The organism is Streptomyces sp. NPDC056296, from assembly GCF_042268605.1.
In the GTDB taxonomy this organism is placed as follows: domain Bacteria; phylum Actinomycetota; class Actinomycetes; order Streptomycetales; family Streptomycetaceae; genus Streptomyces.
Window position 1 is genome coordinate 42,345 of sequence record NZ_JBHJRX010000030.1, and the last position, 15,565, is coordinate 57,909.

The following is a 15,565-nucleotide window of genomic DNA, read 5'->3' on the forward strand; positions in this document are numbered from 1 at the left end:
ACGGGCCCCGCCAGGGGGTGCGTGGGGGGGGTGGGGTGCGGCAGCACGCTAGCGAGCTCGAAACGGGCAAAGATCCTGATCCGGGCGCTGGTCGGCGATCTTAGGGTGCGCTTAAGGAAGGGATCGGGACCGATTAATGGTCGCGGCCGGCCGGGACTGCCGACGGCGTCGTACGGCCCCCCGGTGTCCGCGCTGCCGGGCCGGCGTCGCCCGTCCGTCCAGCTGGATCCAGATCCGCACCTCGGTGCCGCCGAGCACGGAGGAGCCGATCCGTACGTCCCCGCCCGTCGACTCCGCCAGCCGGCGCACGATGTCGAGTCCGAGCCCGGTCGACCCGTCGTTGCCCGAGCCCCGGCCCCGGGCCATCGCCGCGGCGGGGTCGGGTATGCCGGGACCCGCGTCCGAGACGAGCACGATCACCGCGTCCTCGCCGTTGTGCAGGTCGACGGCGAAGGCCGTGCCCTCGGCGGTGTGCCGGAAGACGTTGCCGAGCAGGGCGTCGAGGGAGGCGGCCAGGTCCGCGCGGGCCACGGGTATGCGCACCGGCCGGTCGGCGCCGGCCACCCGCCACTTGCGGCCCTCGTCCTCGGCGAGCGCGGACCAGAACCCCATCCGCTCACGCACCACCTCGGCCGCGTCGCAGCCGGCCCCGGGGCCGGCCGCGGCCGTCTGCGGTTTGGCGTCCCGGGCGGTGCGGATGATCGTGTCGACCTCGCGTTCCAACTGCTCGACGGCGGCCCGGGTCTGGTCGGCGGCCGGACCGTCGCCGAGCGAGGCCGCGTTGAGCCGCAGCACGGTCAGCGGGGTACGCAGCCGGTGGGACAGGTCGGCGGCCAGCTCCCGTTCGTTGGCCAGCAGTTGGACGACCTGGTCGGCCATGGAGTTGAACGCGACCGCCGCGAGGCGCAGTTCGTTCGGTCCCTCCTCCGGCACCCGCGCGCCGAGCTTGCCCTCCCCCAGTTCGTGGGCGCCCTCGACCAGGCTTTGCGCGGGCTGCACCATGCGTACGCCCAGCCGGTCGGCGACCGCGACCGAGCCGACGATCAGGGCGGCACCGACCGCGGCGAGCACCGCCCAGGCCGTGCCGACGCCGTTGGTGACCTCGGACTCGGGGACGTAGACCTCGACGACGGCGATCTCGCCGGAGCTGAGCGCGACCGGTTGGAGCAGCGTGGAGCCGCCGGTCACCTCCGTGGTGGAGGCACGGCCCATCTCGCGTACGGCGGCGATGTCCTCGTCGGTGGCGCGCTGCCGACCGATGTCGGTGCCGCCGTTCTCCTGGCCGGTCGCCGGTATGTGCACGGCCATGCCGGCGTCCGAGCCCGCGGAGGCGACGACGCGCTCAAGCTGCTCGCGTTCGGTGGTGATGGACAGTGCCGGGGCGACGGCGGCCGCTTCCCTCTCCGCGTTGGAGAAGGCGCGGTCCCGGGCCATTTCCCGGATGACCAGTCCGAGCGGGATCGCGAAGGCGACCACCACCATCGCGGTGACCGCGAGCGACACCTTGACCAGGGCCCATCTCATCGTGGTGGCTCCACTCCGGGAAGACCGGCGGCCGGCCCGGCGGACGGCTCCGTGGGCGGCTCCAGTTTCACGCCGACACCGCGCAGGGTGTGCAGATAGCGCGGCCGGGCCGCGGTCTCGCCGAGTTTGCGCCGCAGCCAGGACAGATGGACGTCGATGGTCTGGTCGTCGCCGTAGGACTGCTGCCAGACCTCGGCGAGCAGTTCCTTGCGGGGGACGACGACTCCCGGCCGGCCGGCCAGGAAGGCGAGCAGGTCGAACTCGCGGCGGGTCAGGTCGAGCCGGGCGCCGTCCAGTTCGGCCTGGCGGCGCAGCGGGTCGACGGTGAGGCCGCCGACCCGGATGACGGTCGAGGGGGCCGCCTCCGCGGGGCCGGTCCGGGCGCGGCGCAGTACGGCCGCCATCCGGGCCGACAGGTGCTCGACGGAGAACGGCTTGGTGAGGTAGTCGTCCGCGCCCGCGTTCAACAGCCGTACGACCTCCGTCTCGTCGTCCCGGGCGGTGGCGACGATCACCGGTACGTCGGTGATGCCGCGCAGCATCTTCAGCGCCTCGGAGCCGTCCAGGTCGGGCAGCCCGAGGTCGAGGATCACCACGTCGAAACGGAAATGGGCGACCTCGCGCAGCGCCTCCAGTGCCGTACCGACGCTGCGCACGGTGTGCGAGGCGTCGGTCAGATGCCGGATGAGCGCTGAGCGTACGAACTGGTCGTCCTCGACCACGAGCACACTTGCCATGGGCGGCACCGTACGCCATGCGGACCAACCCGGCTGGGGCCTGTGGACAACTCCGGCCCCGCCCCTGTTCCGCTCCGGCTCCGCGCTCGTTACGCCTCCGTTCCGTCTCCGTTCGGGCGACACGTGTGTGGCGGGTGAGGCAGTATGGCCGCGATGCGCAGAGGACTCGTACACGTACTCGCCTGGCTGCTCGCCACCGGCGCGGCGGTCACGCTGTCCTGGTGGGGCGTCCACACGGTGATGGCGGGCACGGCCTACGACCGCCCCCGCGCCCTGCCCATCACGGCGGCCGACGCGTCCGTGCGGGAGGCGCGGGAGTCGGAGGACGCCGGGGGTGGTTCGGGATCGCTGGCCTCGTCCACCAGGCGGCCGTCGCCGTCGGGCAGTCCCTCGCGGGAGGCGAGCGGGACCCCCGACGTGCGGTCCCCCGCCCCGTCGCGGACCGCGCCGTCCGCCTCCGCCTCCGCCTCCGCCGAGGCTCCGGCGAGTCCCTCGCCCACCACGTCCGGCCGGGTCAGGAGCTACGACACCGACGGCGGCCGCGCGGTCTTCGACCTCGGTACGTCGTCCGCGTCCCTGGTGTCGGCGACGCCGGGCGCGGGCTGGTCGATGCAGGTGTGGAAGACGGAGTCGTGGATCCGGGTGGAGTTCACCTCGGGCGCGGACCGGGTGTCGGTGTTCTGCACCTGGCACGACGGGCCGCCGCGGGTGGAGATCGGCAGCTACTGAGTCACTGGAAGACGGACGGGGGCGGCGCCGGGGAGGCCACCGCCGCCGCGTCCGTCACGGGTACCGCGCCGCCGGTGAAGTCGGTCAGCGCGCGGCCGTGTTCCACGCGCGCGGGGTGCGGGTCGGAGGCGGCGCGGCGGGTGAGTTCGGCGACCGGCAGCGGGTGGTCGGAGGCGACGAGGATCGCGTTGCCGAAGCGTTTGCCGCGCAGCACGGCCGGGTCGGCGACGAGGGCGAGTTCCGGGAAGCGGTCGGCGGCGGTGGCGATCTGGCCGCGCAGATGGGCGAGCGGCGGACCGTCGGCGAGGTTGGCGGCGTAGACCCCACCGGGCACGAGCGCGCGCCGCACCTCGTCCAGGAACTCGGTGGACGTCAGATGGGCCGGGGTACGGGCCCCGCTGAAGACGTCCGCGACGACCAGCTGGGCCCAGCCGTCGGGCACCTTGGCCAGCCCGGCGCGGGCGTCGGCGGAGCGCACCCGGATCCGCGCGCCGGGGTCCGGGGGAAGCTCCCGGCGGACCAGCTGGACCAGGCCGGCGTCCTTCTCGACGACCTGCTGGGTGGAGCGGGGGCGGGTGGCGGCGATGTAGCGGGCGAGAGTGAAGGCGCCGCCGCCGAGGTGCACGGCCTGGACGGGCTTGCCCGGCGGGGCGGCCAGGTCGATGACGTGCCCGAGGCGGCGCTGGTACTCGAAGGACAGGTACGCCGGGTCGTCGAGGTCGACGTGCGACTGCGGGGCACCGTCGATCAGCAGCGTCCAGGCCCGGCTCCGCTCCCGGTCCGGGATCAGCTCGGCGAGCCCGCCGTCGACGTTCTCGGCGACGGCTTCGGCGGCAGCGCGCCCGCGGCGGGCGTTCCTGGACTTTCCCATCGGCCCATTATCGGCGCACCGGGACAGCGCCGTACGGCTGGACCGGGGCGCCTCGGCTGCGGCTGTTGGCGGCCTCGATCAGCCGGGCGGCTCGGCTGCGGCTGTCCGCGGCCTCGATCAGCCGGGGCGGCTCAGCTGCAGCTGTCCGCGGCCTCGATCAGCCGAGGCGGCTCAGCTGCAGCTGTCCGCGGCCTCGATCAGGCGGGCCGCCTCGCCCAGCGCGGCCCGCAGTACCGCGGGGTCGGTCGCCAGGTCCGCCTCGCCGGGCGGCAGCAGCCAGTCGGAGCCCTCCACGGGCGGCTCGGGGCCCGGGTCGAGGCTCAGTCCGCGGCCGTCCGTCTCCGTGCAGGTGCTTCCGGGCACGTCCCAGGCGGCGGCCGTGCCCGGGGGCACCAGGAACCCCAGGGTGTCGCAGCCGTCGTCGTGGATCACGGGGCCCACCGCCTCACCGGCACCCCGCCTGAGGATGTCGACCGCCTCCAGACCCTGCCGGGTCGGCACGGTGACGACGTCGCAGGCGTCGCAGGGGGGATCGCTGATCCGTCTGGTATCCATCCCGGCCTCCACCACGAACTCCTCCTTGGACGAGCGGGTCGGGAGTCGGGGGCCTCCCGGTCCACAGGGTTCAACGCGTCGGACCGTCAACGGCTACGGCACAAGTCAGCCGCAAAGGATGGCACTTCATGGCAGATCGTGGATGAGATATCCGGTTTGTAGCCAAACACCGCGTGGTCGCTCCGTCACAGCCGGTACGTTCTTGCTCGCCGGAAACAGGGACGACAAACGGAGGAATCCGCGTAACTCGCTCCTGTCCCGGCATGGTTCGACGGTTCGCACGAGAGGACCCGGCCATGGCGTCGTCAACGGCGACCTCCGCCCAGCCCGACCGGCCACCGCGGCCGAACCTCGCCTTCCGGCGGTTGCGCGGCAGGCGCTCGCCGGCCGAGTTCGCGGCGGCGGTGCGCCGGTCCGCGCGTGAGATCGGCGAGCGGGTCAGCTGTGACGCGCGCTACATCGGCCGGGTGGAGGCGGGCGAGATCCGCTGCCCCAACTACGCGTACGAGCGGGTGTTCCTGCACATGTTCCCCGGTCGCACGCTCACCGACCTGGGGTTCGCGCCCCGCTCGTCGGTACGCGGGCGCCGGGCGCGCACCGCGGAGGACGCGCCCCCGGCGTACCCCGAAGGGTCTCCGCGCGCCACAAGTGAGAAACGAGGCGCGGGCGAGCCGTATGAGACGCAGGACACGCACGACCCGCACAACGCGCAGGACCCGCACAACACGCAGTACCCGTACGACACGCACGACAACAACGAGGAGAGCGACGTGCTGCGTCGCGCATTCATGACGAGCGGTGCCACGGTGGCCGCCGCCTCGCTGGGCCCCCTGGGGCTCGCTCTCGACGCCGCGGCGGCCCAGCGCCCCGTACGCAGGGCAGGGGCGGGCGACGCGGGCGCCCTCGAAGAAGCCGTCCGCCGGATCCGGCTGCTCGACGACCGGCACGGCGCCGACGGTCTCTACCGGCGCGCGGCGGCCCCGCTGCGTACCGCGTACGCGCTGCTGGACGCCGGCGCGACCCGGCAGGCGACAGCCGACCGGCTCTACTCGGGCGCCGGTGAACTGGCGATCTCCGTGGGCTGGCTGGCGCACGACTCCGGGCGCTTCGACGACGCGCGCTCCCACTACGCCGAGGCCCTCGCCACTTCCCGGATGACCGGCGACGCGGGCCTGGAGGCGCACGCCTTCTGCAACATGGCGTTCCTGGCCCGCGACGCCGGGCGCCCGCGCGAGGCGGTACGGGCGGCCCAGGCCGCGCAGCGCGCCGCTCGACCGCTGGGCTCGGCCCGGCTGATGTCCCTGCTCTCGCTGCGTGAGGCGGGCGGCTGGGCGGGGCTGGCCGACCGCGTCGGCTGCGAGCAGGCGCTGGCCCGCGCGCAGGCCTTCTTCGGGCGGGGCGCCTCGGACGCCGACCCCGAGTGGATGAGCTTCTACGGCGAGGCCGAGCTGGAAGGGCTGGAGGCCCAGTGCTGGTCCACCCTGGGCGACTGGCCCCGGGCGGCCCGGCACGCGCGCCGGGCGGCCGAACTGCAGGACCCGCACTTCACCCGGAACCTCGCGCTGTACTCGGCGGAACTGGCGGACGACCTGGCGCGCGGCGGCCGGCCCGACGAGGCGGCGGGGGCGGGCATGCGGGTTCTGGACCTGCTGGGCGAGGTCCAGTCGTCCCGTGTCCACACGATGCTGTCCGCGACGGCACGGGTGCTCCTCCCGCACCGGCGGGCATCGGACGTCTCGGCCTTCCTGAACCGCCACGCGGCGCTGCCGCGAACGGCGTGAACCCGGTTCACCGCTCCCCCAGCTGCGGGCAGTCGTGCCGCTGGGGCGGCACGGGTGGGCGCAGCGGCACCCCGCACCGCCGGGCAGCGCACCCACCTGCACCCGCACCAGCACCGGCACCGGCACCGGCACCGGCACCCACGTCAGCCCGCCAGATGCCCCAGGTCGTTCCAGCTCTCCAGCGCCGGTTCTCCGTACGCCCACCCCAGCACCGACAGCGACGTCGGATTCAGCCGTATCCGTGCCGCGAAGTCCAGCGGCAGCCCCAGCCACCGCGCCCCGATCGACCGGAGAATGTGCCCGTGGGCGAAGACGAGCACGTCGCCGTCCGCCTCACGCGCCCACGCGACGACCTCGTCCGCGCGCGCGGTGACGTCCGCCAGGCTCTCCCCCTCGGGCACCCCGTCCCGCCAGATCAGCCAGCCGGGCCGGACCGCCTGGATCTCGTCCGGCGTCATGCCCTCGTACGCGCCGTAGTCCCACTCCATCAGCGTGTCCCAGGCCCGGGCCCGCTCACCGAATCCGGCGAGCTCGCAGGTCTCACGCGCGCGGGACAGCGGGCTGGTGCGCACCTCGACGCCGGGCAGCCCGTCCAGCGGCGACCGGTGCAGCCGCTCGCCGAGCAGCTTGGCGCCGCGCCTGCCCTCCTCCAGGAGCGGTACGTCGGTCCTGCCGGTGTGTCTGCCGGACAGCGACCACTCCGTCTGTCCGTGCCGGGCCAGCAGGATGCGCGGTGCCATGGAGAGGGCCTTTCCGGGAGAAATGTCTGAGGGGACCACTCCATCATCGCGCACGCCGCGCGCGGGCAACCCGGCGGGCGATCCCGGCGTCTATCAGGGCCGAGGGCGCCCAGTGAAGCGGCGCGCACGAAGGCCGTAGAGTGTCACGTCCGTGTCGGACCAGGCGCGCGCGAGAACGAAGGGGGAGGGCGATCGGATTGCCGCACACCGAGACACCGGGCACCGAGGCGGCCCCCAAGACTCGACTGCGCTGGTGGACCGAACTGCCGCTCATCCTCCTCGTCTACGCCTTCTACTCCGCGGGCCGGCTCATGGTCCGGGGTGACGTCGCCGACGCCGTCGACCACGGCCTGGCCATCCTGCGCATAGAGAAGGTGCTGTTCCTCAACGCGGAGCACCCGCTCAACCGCCTCTTCACCCGCGAACCGTGGATCGGCATACCCGCCGACTTCTGGTACGCGTCGCTGCACTACCTGGTCACCCCCGCCCTCCTGATCTGGATCTTCCGCTCGCGCACCGTGCGCTACCGGGCCGCCCGTACCTGGCTGATGACGTCGACGTTCATCGGTCTCATCGGCTTCACCCTGCTGCCGACCTGCCCGCCCCGGCTGCTGGACGCGAGCCACGGCTTCGTCGACACGATGGCCCAGTACAGCTCGTACGGCTGGTGGGGCGGCGAGGCGAGCGCGCCGCGCGGCCTGGGCGGGATGACCAACCAGTACGCGGCCATGCCGAGCCTGCACGTGGGCTGGGCGCTGTGGTGCGGGGTGATGCTGTGGCGCTACGGCGGCACGCGCACGACGAAGGTGGCCGGCGTCGTCTATCCGCTGGTGACCACGATCGTGGTGATGGGCACCGCCAACCACTACTTCCTCGACGCGGTCGCGGGCGCGGCCGTGATGGGCGCGGGACTGCTGCTGACGCCGTACGTGCTGCGGACGGCGGACCGGGGGCGGACCCGGATCGCGGCCCGTTTCACACCGGCCGCGAAGGCCCCGGGTGTCGCTGGTTCCACGATTGTCAGTGGTGGATGCCAGACTTCCGCGGGTGAGCGATTTCCACGGCAGCGCGAGCAGCGGTTCGGAGCAGGAGCCGAGCCGGACCCCTCCCCAGCGGACGCGGGGGACGAGACTCCGGCACCGGCTCGCTGAGCTGCGCGGTCCCGACGTACCGGCCAAGGCGCTGGACGCGCGGGCCCTGGCCGCCCTCGCCGCCAACCCCGGGTGCCGCCGGCGCGCGATCCTCGACGGTGCCGGGGTGGACAAGGCCTCGCTCGCGAGCGCGCTGGGCTCGCCGTCGGTCTTCGGACAGTCGCAGTTCGCGTTCATGCGGGGCAACGCCTTCGAGGCGCGGGTCAAGGCGGACGGCGGCGCCGAGCTGCTGCGGCTCGTGCACGAGAAGCTGGACCGGGGCGCCGAACCTCCCGCCGGCGCGCAGGTGCCCGACCTGTCCGCGACCGGCCCCGAGGGCCGCGCGGCGCGGACGTCGCTGGCCCTGCGGGAGGCCACCGGCACGCCTGGGACCTGGACGCTGCTCGACCACCCGATGGTCGCCCTCGACGTCGCCGGGTCCCCCGCCTTCCTGGAGCCGGACGCCGTGGTGGTGCACCCGGACGGCAGCTGGACGGTCGTCGAGATCAAGTCCTTCCCCATGCTGGACGGCTCCGCCGACCCGGCGAAGGTCGGCGCCGCCGCGCGGCAGGCCGCGGTGTACGTGCTGGCCCTGGAGCGGGTCGCCGCCCGGCTGGACCCCGTCCCGCGCGTGCGCCACCGCGTGCTTCTGGTCTGCCCCAAGGACTTCTCCAACCTGCCCACCGCCTCCGCCGTCGACGTGCGCAAGCAGCGCGCGGTCACCGACCGCCAGCTGACCCGGCTGACCCGCATCGAGGACATCGCAGACACGCTCCCCGAGGGCGTCTGCTTCTCCCCCGAGCTGCCGGCCGAGGAGCTGACGGCGGCGGTCGAGGCGGTTCCGGCGACGTACGCGCCCGAGTGCCTGTCCGCCTGCGAGCTGGCCTTCCACTGCCGCGCCCGGTCCCGCGAGACCGGCGCGGTGACCTCGCTGGGCCGCCCGGTCCGGGCGGAGCTGGGCGGTCTGTCGACGGTGGAGGACGTGCTGGCGGCGGCCCGCGGAGAGTCCGGCGACCCGGACGACCCGACGGTGGCCGCCCTGCGCCGGGCGGCCCGCCTGCGCGCGGAGGCACTCGCGACGGCCGGCGTCGGAATCGGCGGGAGCGGCGTCGGGGGAAGCGGCCTCAGCGGAAGCGGCGTCGGGGGAAGCGGCCTCAGCGGAAGCAGCGTCGGCGGAAGCGGCCTCAGCAGGAGCAGCGTCGGCGGAAGCGGCCTCAGCGGGAGCAGCGTCGGGGGAAGCGGCCTCAGCGGAAGCGGCGTCGGGGGAAGCGGGGCCGGCGGAAGCGGCCTCGGCGGGAGCGGCCTCGGGGGAAGCGAAGCCGCCGGAAGCGGCCTCGGCGGAAGCGGCGCCAGCGGAAGCGGGGTGGGCGGGTGTCGCTGATCACGACGCTTGCCCGTCTGGAGGCCGTGCGTACCGGACACGCCCAGCCCGCCGCCACCGTCCGGCACCGGCACCTGTCCGACCGTCCGCTGGTCTTCGTACCGTTGATCACCGCGGGTGAGGCCGGTGCCCCGCTCGGCGCCCTGGTCGGCACCGACCGGGACGCGCCGCACCTGCTGGTCGTCCCGCAGCCCCGCGACCGCGACCTGCGCTTCGCGTTCCTGGCCGAGCTGGCCGGCATCGTGCTGCCGCACGTCGAGGCGTACGCCGACAGCGTCGAGGCCGCCGAGCGCACCGAGACCGACCCGGAGACGGGCAAGCGGGTCAAGGTCGAGGTCGACCTGTGCGCGGACGCGGCGCAGCTGATCGTGCCGAGCCGGGCCGGTATCGACTTCGCACGGCTCCTCGGCCGGTCGATGCGTTTCCGGCGTACGGCGGAGGAGGATCCGGAGACGCCGCACCCCGCGCCGCCGAGGGTGCCGCTGCTCGGCCGGTGGCTGACCCACTACGGCGAGCGGGCCCGGGTCCCCGGCTCCTCCCTCCTCCTCGCCATGACCGACCTGCTGGGCCGGCACTGGGCGACGGGGCAGTCCACGCTGGAGGACCAGCACCTGGGGGCGCTGCTGGCCTGGATCGCCCCGGAGGCCGACGGCGAGGGGCTGACCGGCGCACAGGCCGCGCGGCGGGCCGAACTGGCACGCGACGCCGGCGGCCAGTTGCTGTGCCCGCCCGCGGGCCCGGCCACCGACCCGGCCTTCGACAACAAGCTGCTCGCCCCCGCCATCGAACGCTACGACCGTGCCCGCACCGCGTTCGCCGCCGCCGAGGACGGCCTGGCGGCCGACGAACGGCTCGGCGCGCTCACCGCCGCCGAGCGGGAGATCCGCACTCTGGTCGAGAGCCGTACGCGGCCCACCTGGGACATGGTGTGGCGGGGCCTGGACCTGCTGCGGGAACTGCCCGCCGGGGCGCATGTCGAGGACCGCTGGACCCGCGACCGCTGGTCGTTCACGTCCCACCGCGACCGCATCCTGTCCGGCGAGCCCCCGCAGCCGCGCCGGGACGACGCGGTGACCGCGGCGAACAAGCTCGCCACGCGCGAGCGTGAACAGGCCCGGCTGGAGGCCCAGGAGGCGCTGGACGATCCGCTGGTGATGGCCGGGCGGCGGCTGTCCGGCGAGGCGTTCGCCGGGGAGGTCACCGACGTGGTCATGGCGTACAGCGAGAGCAAGCGGCCCAGTCCACGCCCGCTGATCACGGTCCGCACGGACGACCGGCCGCACCTGGGCGAGCGCGTGAAGGTCTACCGGTCGCTGGGCGGCAAGCCGCAGGCGGCGGAGTACGTCGGACCGGCCGCCGAGGACGGGCACGGGGACGGGTACGAGGGCGGGTACGAGGGCGGGCTGGTCCTGCGGATCGTCGACAAGATGGGCCGCGGCAAGGAGCCCGAGGCCGGGTCGGTGCCCGAGAAGGGCGACCTGGTCTGCTTCACCCTCTTCGAACACGAGCAGCGGGGCGGGGCGAAGCTGCCCGACCCGGACCAGACCCCGTGGACGCACGGCGGACCGCCCGGTGAAGCTGCCGCCACACCGGAGGCCACCGACGCTCCTACGGAGGAGGACGTCCTTTGAACCCTCTCTTCCGCGCACGAAAGAGATTCCAGGCTCACGTTGCTCGGTCGCTCAGCGAGCGATCAAGACTCACACGATCAACGCCAGCCGGGTTGGAACCAGCCCGGTTGCCCCAAGGAATGGAGGTCGCTGTGCTGGCTTGGTTCTCGCTCAGCACGTCGCGATACTACCATCAGTTGCATTGGCGGTACGCTTGGTAACCAATCACGCGGAGAAGGTCGTCCGCGACCCTGGTGTAGCCGCCGCCCGCGCCACCGCCGCGATCCTCCACGACACCCTGCACGGCACCGAGCGCGGTGTCGTCGTCGACTCCCCGCCCGGCGCCGGCAAGTCCACGCTGGTCGTACGGGCGGCGCTGGAGCTGGCCGAGGCCGGCCGGACCCTGATGGTCGTGGCGCAGACCAACGCCCAGGTCGACGACCTGGTCCTGCGCCTCGCCGAGAAGAACCCCGACCTGCCGGTGGGCCGCCTGCACAGCAGTGACGCAGACCCGTACGACAAGGCGCTCGACGACCTGGCGAACGTACGCAAGTCGGCGAAGGCCGCCGATCTCGCCGGCCAGGCCGTCGTCCTGTCGACCGCCGCGAAGTGGGCGCACGTCAAGGTGGACGAGCCGTGGCGGCACGCGATCGTCGACGAGGCGTACCAGATGCGTTCGGATTCGCTGCTGGCGGTCGCCGGGCTGTTCGAGCGGGCGCTGTTCGTGGGCGACCCGGGTCAGCTGGATCCGTTCGCGACGGTGGGCAGCGAGCAGTGGGCGGGTCTGTCGTACGACCCGTCGGCCTCCGCGGTGACGACACTCCTCGCGCACAACCCCGCCCTTCCCCAGCACCGGCTGCCGGTGTCGTGGCGGCTCCCGGCGTCGGCGGCACGGCTCGTCTCCGACGCGTTCTACCCGTACACGCCGTTCCGCAGCGGCACGGACCACGGCGACCGGGCTCTGTCCTTCACGGTGGCGTCGGACGGTTCGGGCCCCGACCAGGTGATCGACGAGGCCGCCCGCTCGGGCTGGGGTCTGCTGGAGCTGCCCGCCGGGCACACGCCGCGCACCGATCCGGAGGCGGTACGGGCGGTGGCGGCGGTGGTCCGGCGGCTCCTGGACCGGGAGGGCAGGGCGACGTCCGAACGCTCCCCCGACCCCGTCCCCCTGACCGCCGGCCGCATCGCCGTCGGCACGGCGCACCGGGACCAGGCGGCGGCGGTCCGGGCCGCGCTGGCCGACCTCGGGGTGACCGAGGTGACCGTGGACACGGCGAACCGGCTCCAGGGCCGCGAGTACGACGTCACCGTCGTCCTGCACCCGCTCTCCGGCCGCCCCGACGCCACCGCCTTCCACCTGGAGACGGGCCGCCTGTGCGTCCTGGCCTCCCGGCACCGGCACGCGTGCATCGTGGTCTGCCGGGAGGGCGTGAGCGAGTTGCTGGACGACTATCCGTCCACGGAGCCGGTCCAGTTGGGCACGCTGGTGAAATTCCCGGACGGCTGGGAGGCGAACCACGCGGTGCTCGCGCACCTCGCGGAGCACCGGGTGGATTGGCAGCCCTGAGCCTCCCTCCGGCACCATCGAACGGACGACCATGTCCACCCCCGAACCCGCCTGACGGCATCCGGCACGCCGCCGGAGGCGGCCGATGGTCACAGTCCTGACCGGGCTGCCGGTGCCCATGCGCCATTTCCCTTAGGGCTAAGATTTCCATACCGAACAGATGCCGCGAGGGGAAGACATGGCTCAGGGCAGGGCGGCGAAGCGGCCGGACGCTGTGGCGGGGATCGTCGAGGACTGGGCGCGGGAGCGGCCCGAGCTGGACACCTCGCCGCTGGAGGTGCTCGCCCGGCTACACCGGTCGTATCTGCAGTACCAGTCGCGGATGACCTCGCGGCTCGACGAGCACGGCGTGTCCGTCGCCGGGTTCGACGTGCTCACCGCGCTGCGCCGGGCGGGTGCCCCGTACCGGCTGACTGCCGGGCAGCTCGCGGACTCCGGGCTGATCTCGTCGGCGGGGGTGACCCTGCGGCTCGACCGGCTGGAGAAGGACGGTCTGCTGGTGCGCGAACGCGACGCCGGTGACCGGCGCGTGGTGTACTCGCGGCTCACCGAGGCCGGGCTGGCGAAGGTGGACGAGGTGTTCGCCGAGCACTTGGAGAACGAACGCCGGATGCTCGACGGGATCTCGCCCGCCGAGCGTCGTCAGCTGGGCCGTCTGCTGTCCAAGCTGGAGCGGTCCATCGTGGATTCCGACGACCTCCCCACTCAGCGCGCCGAGACCGGCTGAGCCTTCGACTGCCGCTCGGCCTGGGTCCGGTAGAGGCGGCGCAGGCGGACCACGCCCAGGTCGTGCTGGTAGAGGTTCTCCCGCTGGTCGGCGTCCGCGGGCATGCTCTCGAGGATGACGCGGTCCTGCTCCAGGACCTCCCAGTGGCGGGCCTCAATCAGGGTCTTGTACAGGAACCGCCAGGTGTCGCGCTGCCAGTCGCTCACCTTGCGGTAGCGCCAGAAGAAGACGCCGGTGCGCCCGGCGTCCACCGGGCAGGCCATGCCGACGATGCCGAACGGCCCTCCGGGACCGGCCGACGGCGGGTAGGGGATGGACAGGTCCACCCAGTCGACGCCGGTGTGGCACAGCTCGACCCAGTCGAAGTTGACGCCGCGTTGGTCGGTCTTCTCGAAGAAGTAGCCGCGCTCGGTCTCCCGGATGCGGAACTTGGCGGTCGTGTCGCCCGCGAACATGGTGTGCGACTCGGAGTGCAGGAACGCGCCGTGCATCGGGTCGAGCAGGTTCTCCATGGCGAACCGCCACGGCACGTCCCACTCGGCGTAGCAGAGGAAGGCGGAGATCTCCTCGTCGGCCAGCGGTTCGGGGAGGGTGAGCTCCACCGGGTCGGGGTGCTCCTCGTCGCCGAAGTAGGCGAGGATCGCGCCGCCGACCTCGCGGACGGGCAGCGAGGTGACGAGGGTCTTGCCCTCCAGGTTGCAGCCGGGCAGGCCGGGGACGCTGGTGACGGTGCCGGTGCCGTCGATCTCGACGCCGTGGTACCAGCAGGCGACCCGGTCGCCGAGGTGCTTGCCGAGGGAGAGGGGCGCCCCGCGGTGGGGGCAGCGGTCGGCGAGCATGGAGAGCGCGCCGTCGGACTTGCGGAAGAGCAGCCAGTTCTCGCCGAGGGCGGTCACCCTGCGCATGCCGCCGGGCTCGACGAAGTGGGACGGTACGACGGGGTGCCACTGGTTGCGCAGGCCGTGGGCGTAGATGTGGTCGGCGGTGTCGTAGGTCGAGAGGGTCATGTCAGGCTCCCAGGCGGTGCATCTCGGCGCGGAAGGATTCCTCGGTCCAGGGCTCTCCCGTGGGTGTGCGCAGTTGGCGGGAGTTGAGGCCGTCGATCACGTCGGACAGCTCGTGACCGTCCTTGGTGAAGATGTCCTCCAGGGTGCGCGCGAGTTTCGTCTCGTACGGGGTGGGCTCGTGGTCTCGGGTCTGGTGGGGGTCCAGGAAGGGCCAAGTGGTCTCGGGCACAGCGTTCTCCGTAGGTGGTCAGAGGTTCAGGACGAGGCGGTCCGAGGCACAGCGCGAGACGCAGATCATCATCGTCTCGCCGGTGGCGCGTTCGGCGTCGCTGAGCAGGAAGTCGCGGTGGTCGGGGGTGCCGGCCAGGACGCGGGTCTCGCAGGAGCCGCAGATGCCGTCGCGGCAGGAGGAGGCGACGCTCAGGCCGGCGTTCTCGGCGGCCTCCAGGACGGAGGTGCCGGGGCCGACGTGCAGGGTCACTCCCGAGGCCCGGCACTCGACCTCGAAGGCGCTGTCGTCGCCGTCGTCGCGTGCCACGGCGGGCGCGGCGAAGCGCTCGGTGCGGAGCCGCCCCTCCGGCGCCGCGTCCTCGACGGCCTTCAGCAGCGGCTCGGGGCCGCAGCAGTACACCAGCGCGTCGGCCGGGAGGTCCGCGAGCGTGCCCGTCACGTCGATGTGGCCCTGCTCGTCCTGCGGTACGAGCGTCACCTCGCCGCCGTCGAGCGCGGCGAGTTCGCCGCCGAACGCCATGGAGGCGCGCGTACGGCCGCCGTGGACCAGCCGGTACGAAATGCCGTCCCGTTCGGCGCGGCGGGCCATCGCCAGGATCGGCGTGATGCCTATGCCGCCGGCGATGAAGACGTAGGAGGCGGCCGGTTCGAGGGCGAAGTGGTTGCGCGGCCCGGCCACCCGCACAGTCTGGCCGGGCCGCACCTTCGTGTGCACGTGACGTGAACCGCCACGGGACGTCGGCTCGTTGAGGATGCCGAGCCGGTACGTCCCAGCCACCTCCGGGTCGCCGCACAGGCTGTACTGGCGGACGTGGCCGCCCACGTGCAGGTCCAGGTGCGCGCCCGGCGTCCAGGCGGGCAGCGGCTTGCCGTCCGGGTGGACCAGCTCGACGGAGAGGACTCCCTCCGCCTCCCAGGTCGTGCGGTGGACGAGGAGGTCCAGTTCCTGCTCTTCGGTGGCGCTCATGTCGGCGG

Annotated in this window: 14 protein-coding genes and 1 pseudogene; 7 read left to right on the plus strand and 8 right to left on the minus strand. The window is 73.4% G+C overall.

Features of this window, described 5'->3' with window-relative positions; translation table 11 throughout:
- Nucleotides 1–111: 111 nt before the first annotated feature.
- Nucleotides 112–1,524 (minus strand): sensor histidine kinase, encoded by a 1,413-nt coding sequence (locus ACFCZF_RS22415; RefSeq protein WP_376673149.1) that lies wholly within the window; start codon nucleotides 1,522–1,524, stop codon nucleotides 112–114.
- Nucleotides 1,521–2,261: a response regulator transcription factor gene (locus tag ACFCZF_RS22420; protein ID WP_375909973.1), complete on the minus strand. Its 741-nt coding sequence runs from the start codon at nucleotides 2,259–2,261 to the stop codon at nucleotides 1,521–1,523. The genes ACFCZF_RS22415 and ACFCZF_RS22420 overlap by 4 nt, the downstream gene beginning before the upstream one ends.
- A 153-nt stretch (nucleotides 2,262–2,414) precedes the next feature.
- Here ACFCZF_RS22420 and ACFCZF_RS22425 point away from each other — a divergent pair, with 153 nt between their 5' ends.
- Complete coding sequence (locus tag ACFCZF_RS22425) at nucleotides 2,415–2,990, plus strand: hypothetical protein (RefSeq protein WP_375909970.1); 576 nt, start codon at nucleotides 2,415–2,417, stop codon at nucleotides 2,988–2,990.
- A gap of 1 nt (nucleotide 2,991) precedes the next feature.
- Here ACFCZF_RS22425 and ACFCZF_RS22430 read toward each other — a convergent pair whose 3' ends face one another.
- Nucleotides 2,992–3,861, minus strand: coding sequence for a spermidine synthase (locus ACFCZF_RS22430; protein WP_375909967.1), 870 nt, complete (start codon nucleotides 3,859–3,861; stop codon nucleotides 2,992–2,994).
- A gap of 171 nt (nucleotides 3,862–4,032) precedes the next feature.
- Nucleotides 4,033–4,416, minus strand: coding sequence for a hypothetical protein (locus ACFCZF_RS22435; protein ID WP_375909964.1), 384 nt, complete (start codon nucleotides 4,414–4,416; stop codon nucleotides 4,033–4,035).
- Nucleotides 4,417–4,712: 296 nt separating this feature from the next.
- On the opposite strand from ACFCZF_RS22435, the gene ACFCZF_RS22440 reads away from it, so the two are divergent.
- Complete coding sequence (locus ACFCZF_RS22440) at nucleotides 4,713–6,197, plus strand: hypothetical protein (RefSeq protein ID WP_376673150.1); 1,485 nt, start codon at nucleotides 4,713–4,715, stop codon at nucleotides 6,195–6,197.
- A gap of 143 nt (nucleotides 6,198–6,340) precedes the next feature.
- On the opposite strand, the gene ACFCZF_RS22445 is transcribed toward ACFCZF_RS22440, so the two are convergent.
- Complete coding sequence (locus tag ACFCZF_RS22445) at nucleotides 6,341–6,937, minus strand: histidine phosphatase family protein (RefSeq protein ID WP_376673151.1); 597 nt, start codon at nucleotides 6,935–6,937, stop codon at nucleotides 6,341–6,343.
- Between the two features lie 197 nt (nucleotides 6,938–7,134).
- Between ACFCZF_RS22445 and ACFCZF_RS22450 the strand changes: the two genes are divergently transcribed.
- The 5 genes and pseudogenes from ACFCZF_RS22450 to ACFCZF_RS22470 all read left to right on the plus strand — a co-directional run bounded on the left by ACFCZF_RS22450 (nucleotide 7,135) and on the right by ACFCZF_RS22470 (nucleotide 13,352).
- Nucleotides 7,135–8,088, plus strand: a complete 954-nt coding sequence (locus ACFCZF_RS22450) for a phosphatase PAP2 family protein (RefSeq protein WP_376673152.1) — start codon at nucleotides 7,135–7,137, stop codon at nucleotides 8,086–8,088.
- Nucleotides 7,985–9,151 (plus strand): annotated as a pseudogene (locus ACFCZF_RS22455) (hypothetical protein); the annotation flags it as partial. The gene ACFCZF_RS22450 and the pseudogene ACFCZF_RS22455, both read left to right, overlap by 104 nt.
- Before the next feature lie 287 nt (nucleotides 9,152–9,438).
- Nucleotides 9,439–11,079, plus strand: coding sequence for a hypothetical protein (locus ACFCZF_RS22460; protein WP_376673153.1), 1,641 nt, complete (start codon nucleotides 9,439–9,441; stop codon nucleotides 11,077–11,079).
- Between the two features lie 181 nt (nucleotides 11,080–11,260).
- The gene (locus ACFCZF_RS22465; protein ID WP_376673154.1) at nucleotides 11,261–12,625 is read left to right on the plus strand and encodes an AAA domain-containing protein; all 1,365 of its coding nucleotides are present in this window, start codon (nucleotides 11,261–11,263) and stop codon (nucleotides 12,623–12,625) included.
- Nucleotides 12,626–12,803: 178 nt separating this feature from the next.
- Nucleotides 12,804–13,352 carry a MarR family winged helix-turn-helix transcriptional regulator gene (locus ACFCZF_RS22470; protein WP_376673155.1) on the plus strand — a complete coding sequence of 183 codons (549 nt, stop codon included), beginning with the start codon at nucleotides 12,804–12,806 and terminating at the stop codon, nucleotides 13,350–13,352.
- On the opposite strand, the gene ACFCZF_RS22475 is transcribed toward ACFCZF_RS22470, so the two are convergent.
- From ACFCZF_RS22475 to ACFCZF_RS22485, 3 genes are read right to left on the minus strand one after another with little or no spacing between them, the layout of a single operon-like run.
- Entirely contained in the window at nucleotides 13,331–14,359 is a 1,029-nt protein-coding gene (locus ACFCZF_RS22475; RefSeq protein ID WP_376673156.1) for a Rieske 2Fe-2S domain-containing protein, read from the minus strand. The two genes, ACFCZF_RS22470 and ACFCZF_RS22475, sit on opposite strands and share 22 nt — an antisense overlap.
- Before the next feature lies 1 nt (nucleotide 14,360).
- Nucleotides 14,361–14,588: a recombinase-like helix-turn-helix domain-containing protein gene (locus ACFCZF_RS22480; RefSeq protein WP_100048119.1), complete on the minus strand. Its 228-nt coding sequence runs from the start codon at nucleotides 14,586–14,588 to the stop codon at nucleotides 14,361–14,363.
- 18 nt (nucleotides 14,589–14,606) lie between these two features.
- Complete coding sequence (locus ACFCZF_RS22485) at nucleotides 14,607–15,557, minus strand: PDR/VanB family oxidoreductase (protein WP_376673157.1); 951 nt, start codon at nucleotides 15,555–15,557, stop codon at nucleotides 14,607–14,609.
- Nucleotides 15,558–15,565 lie beyond the last annotated feature (8 nt).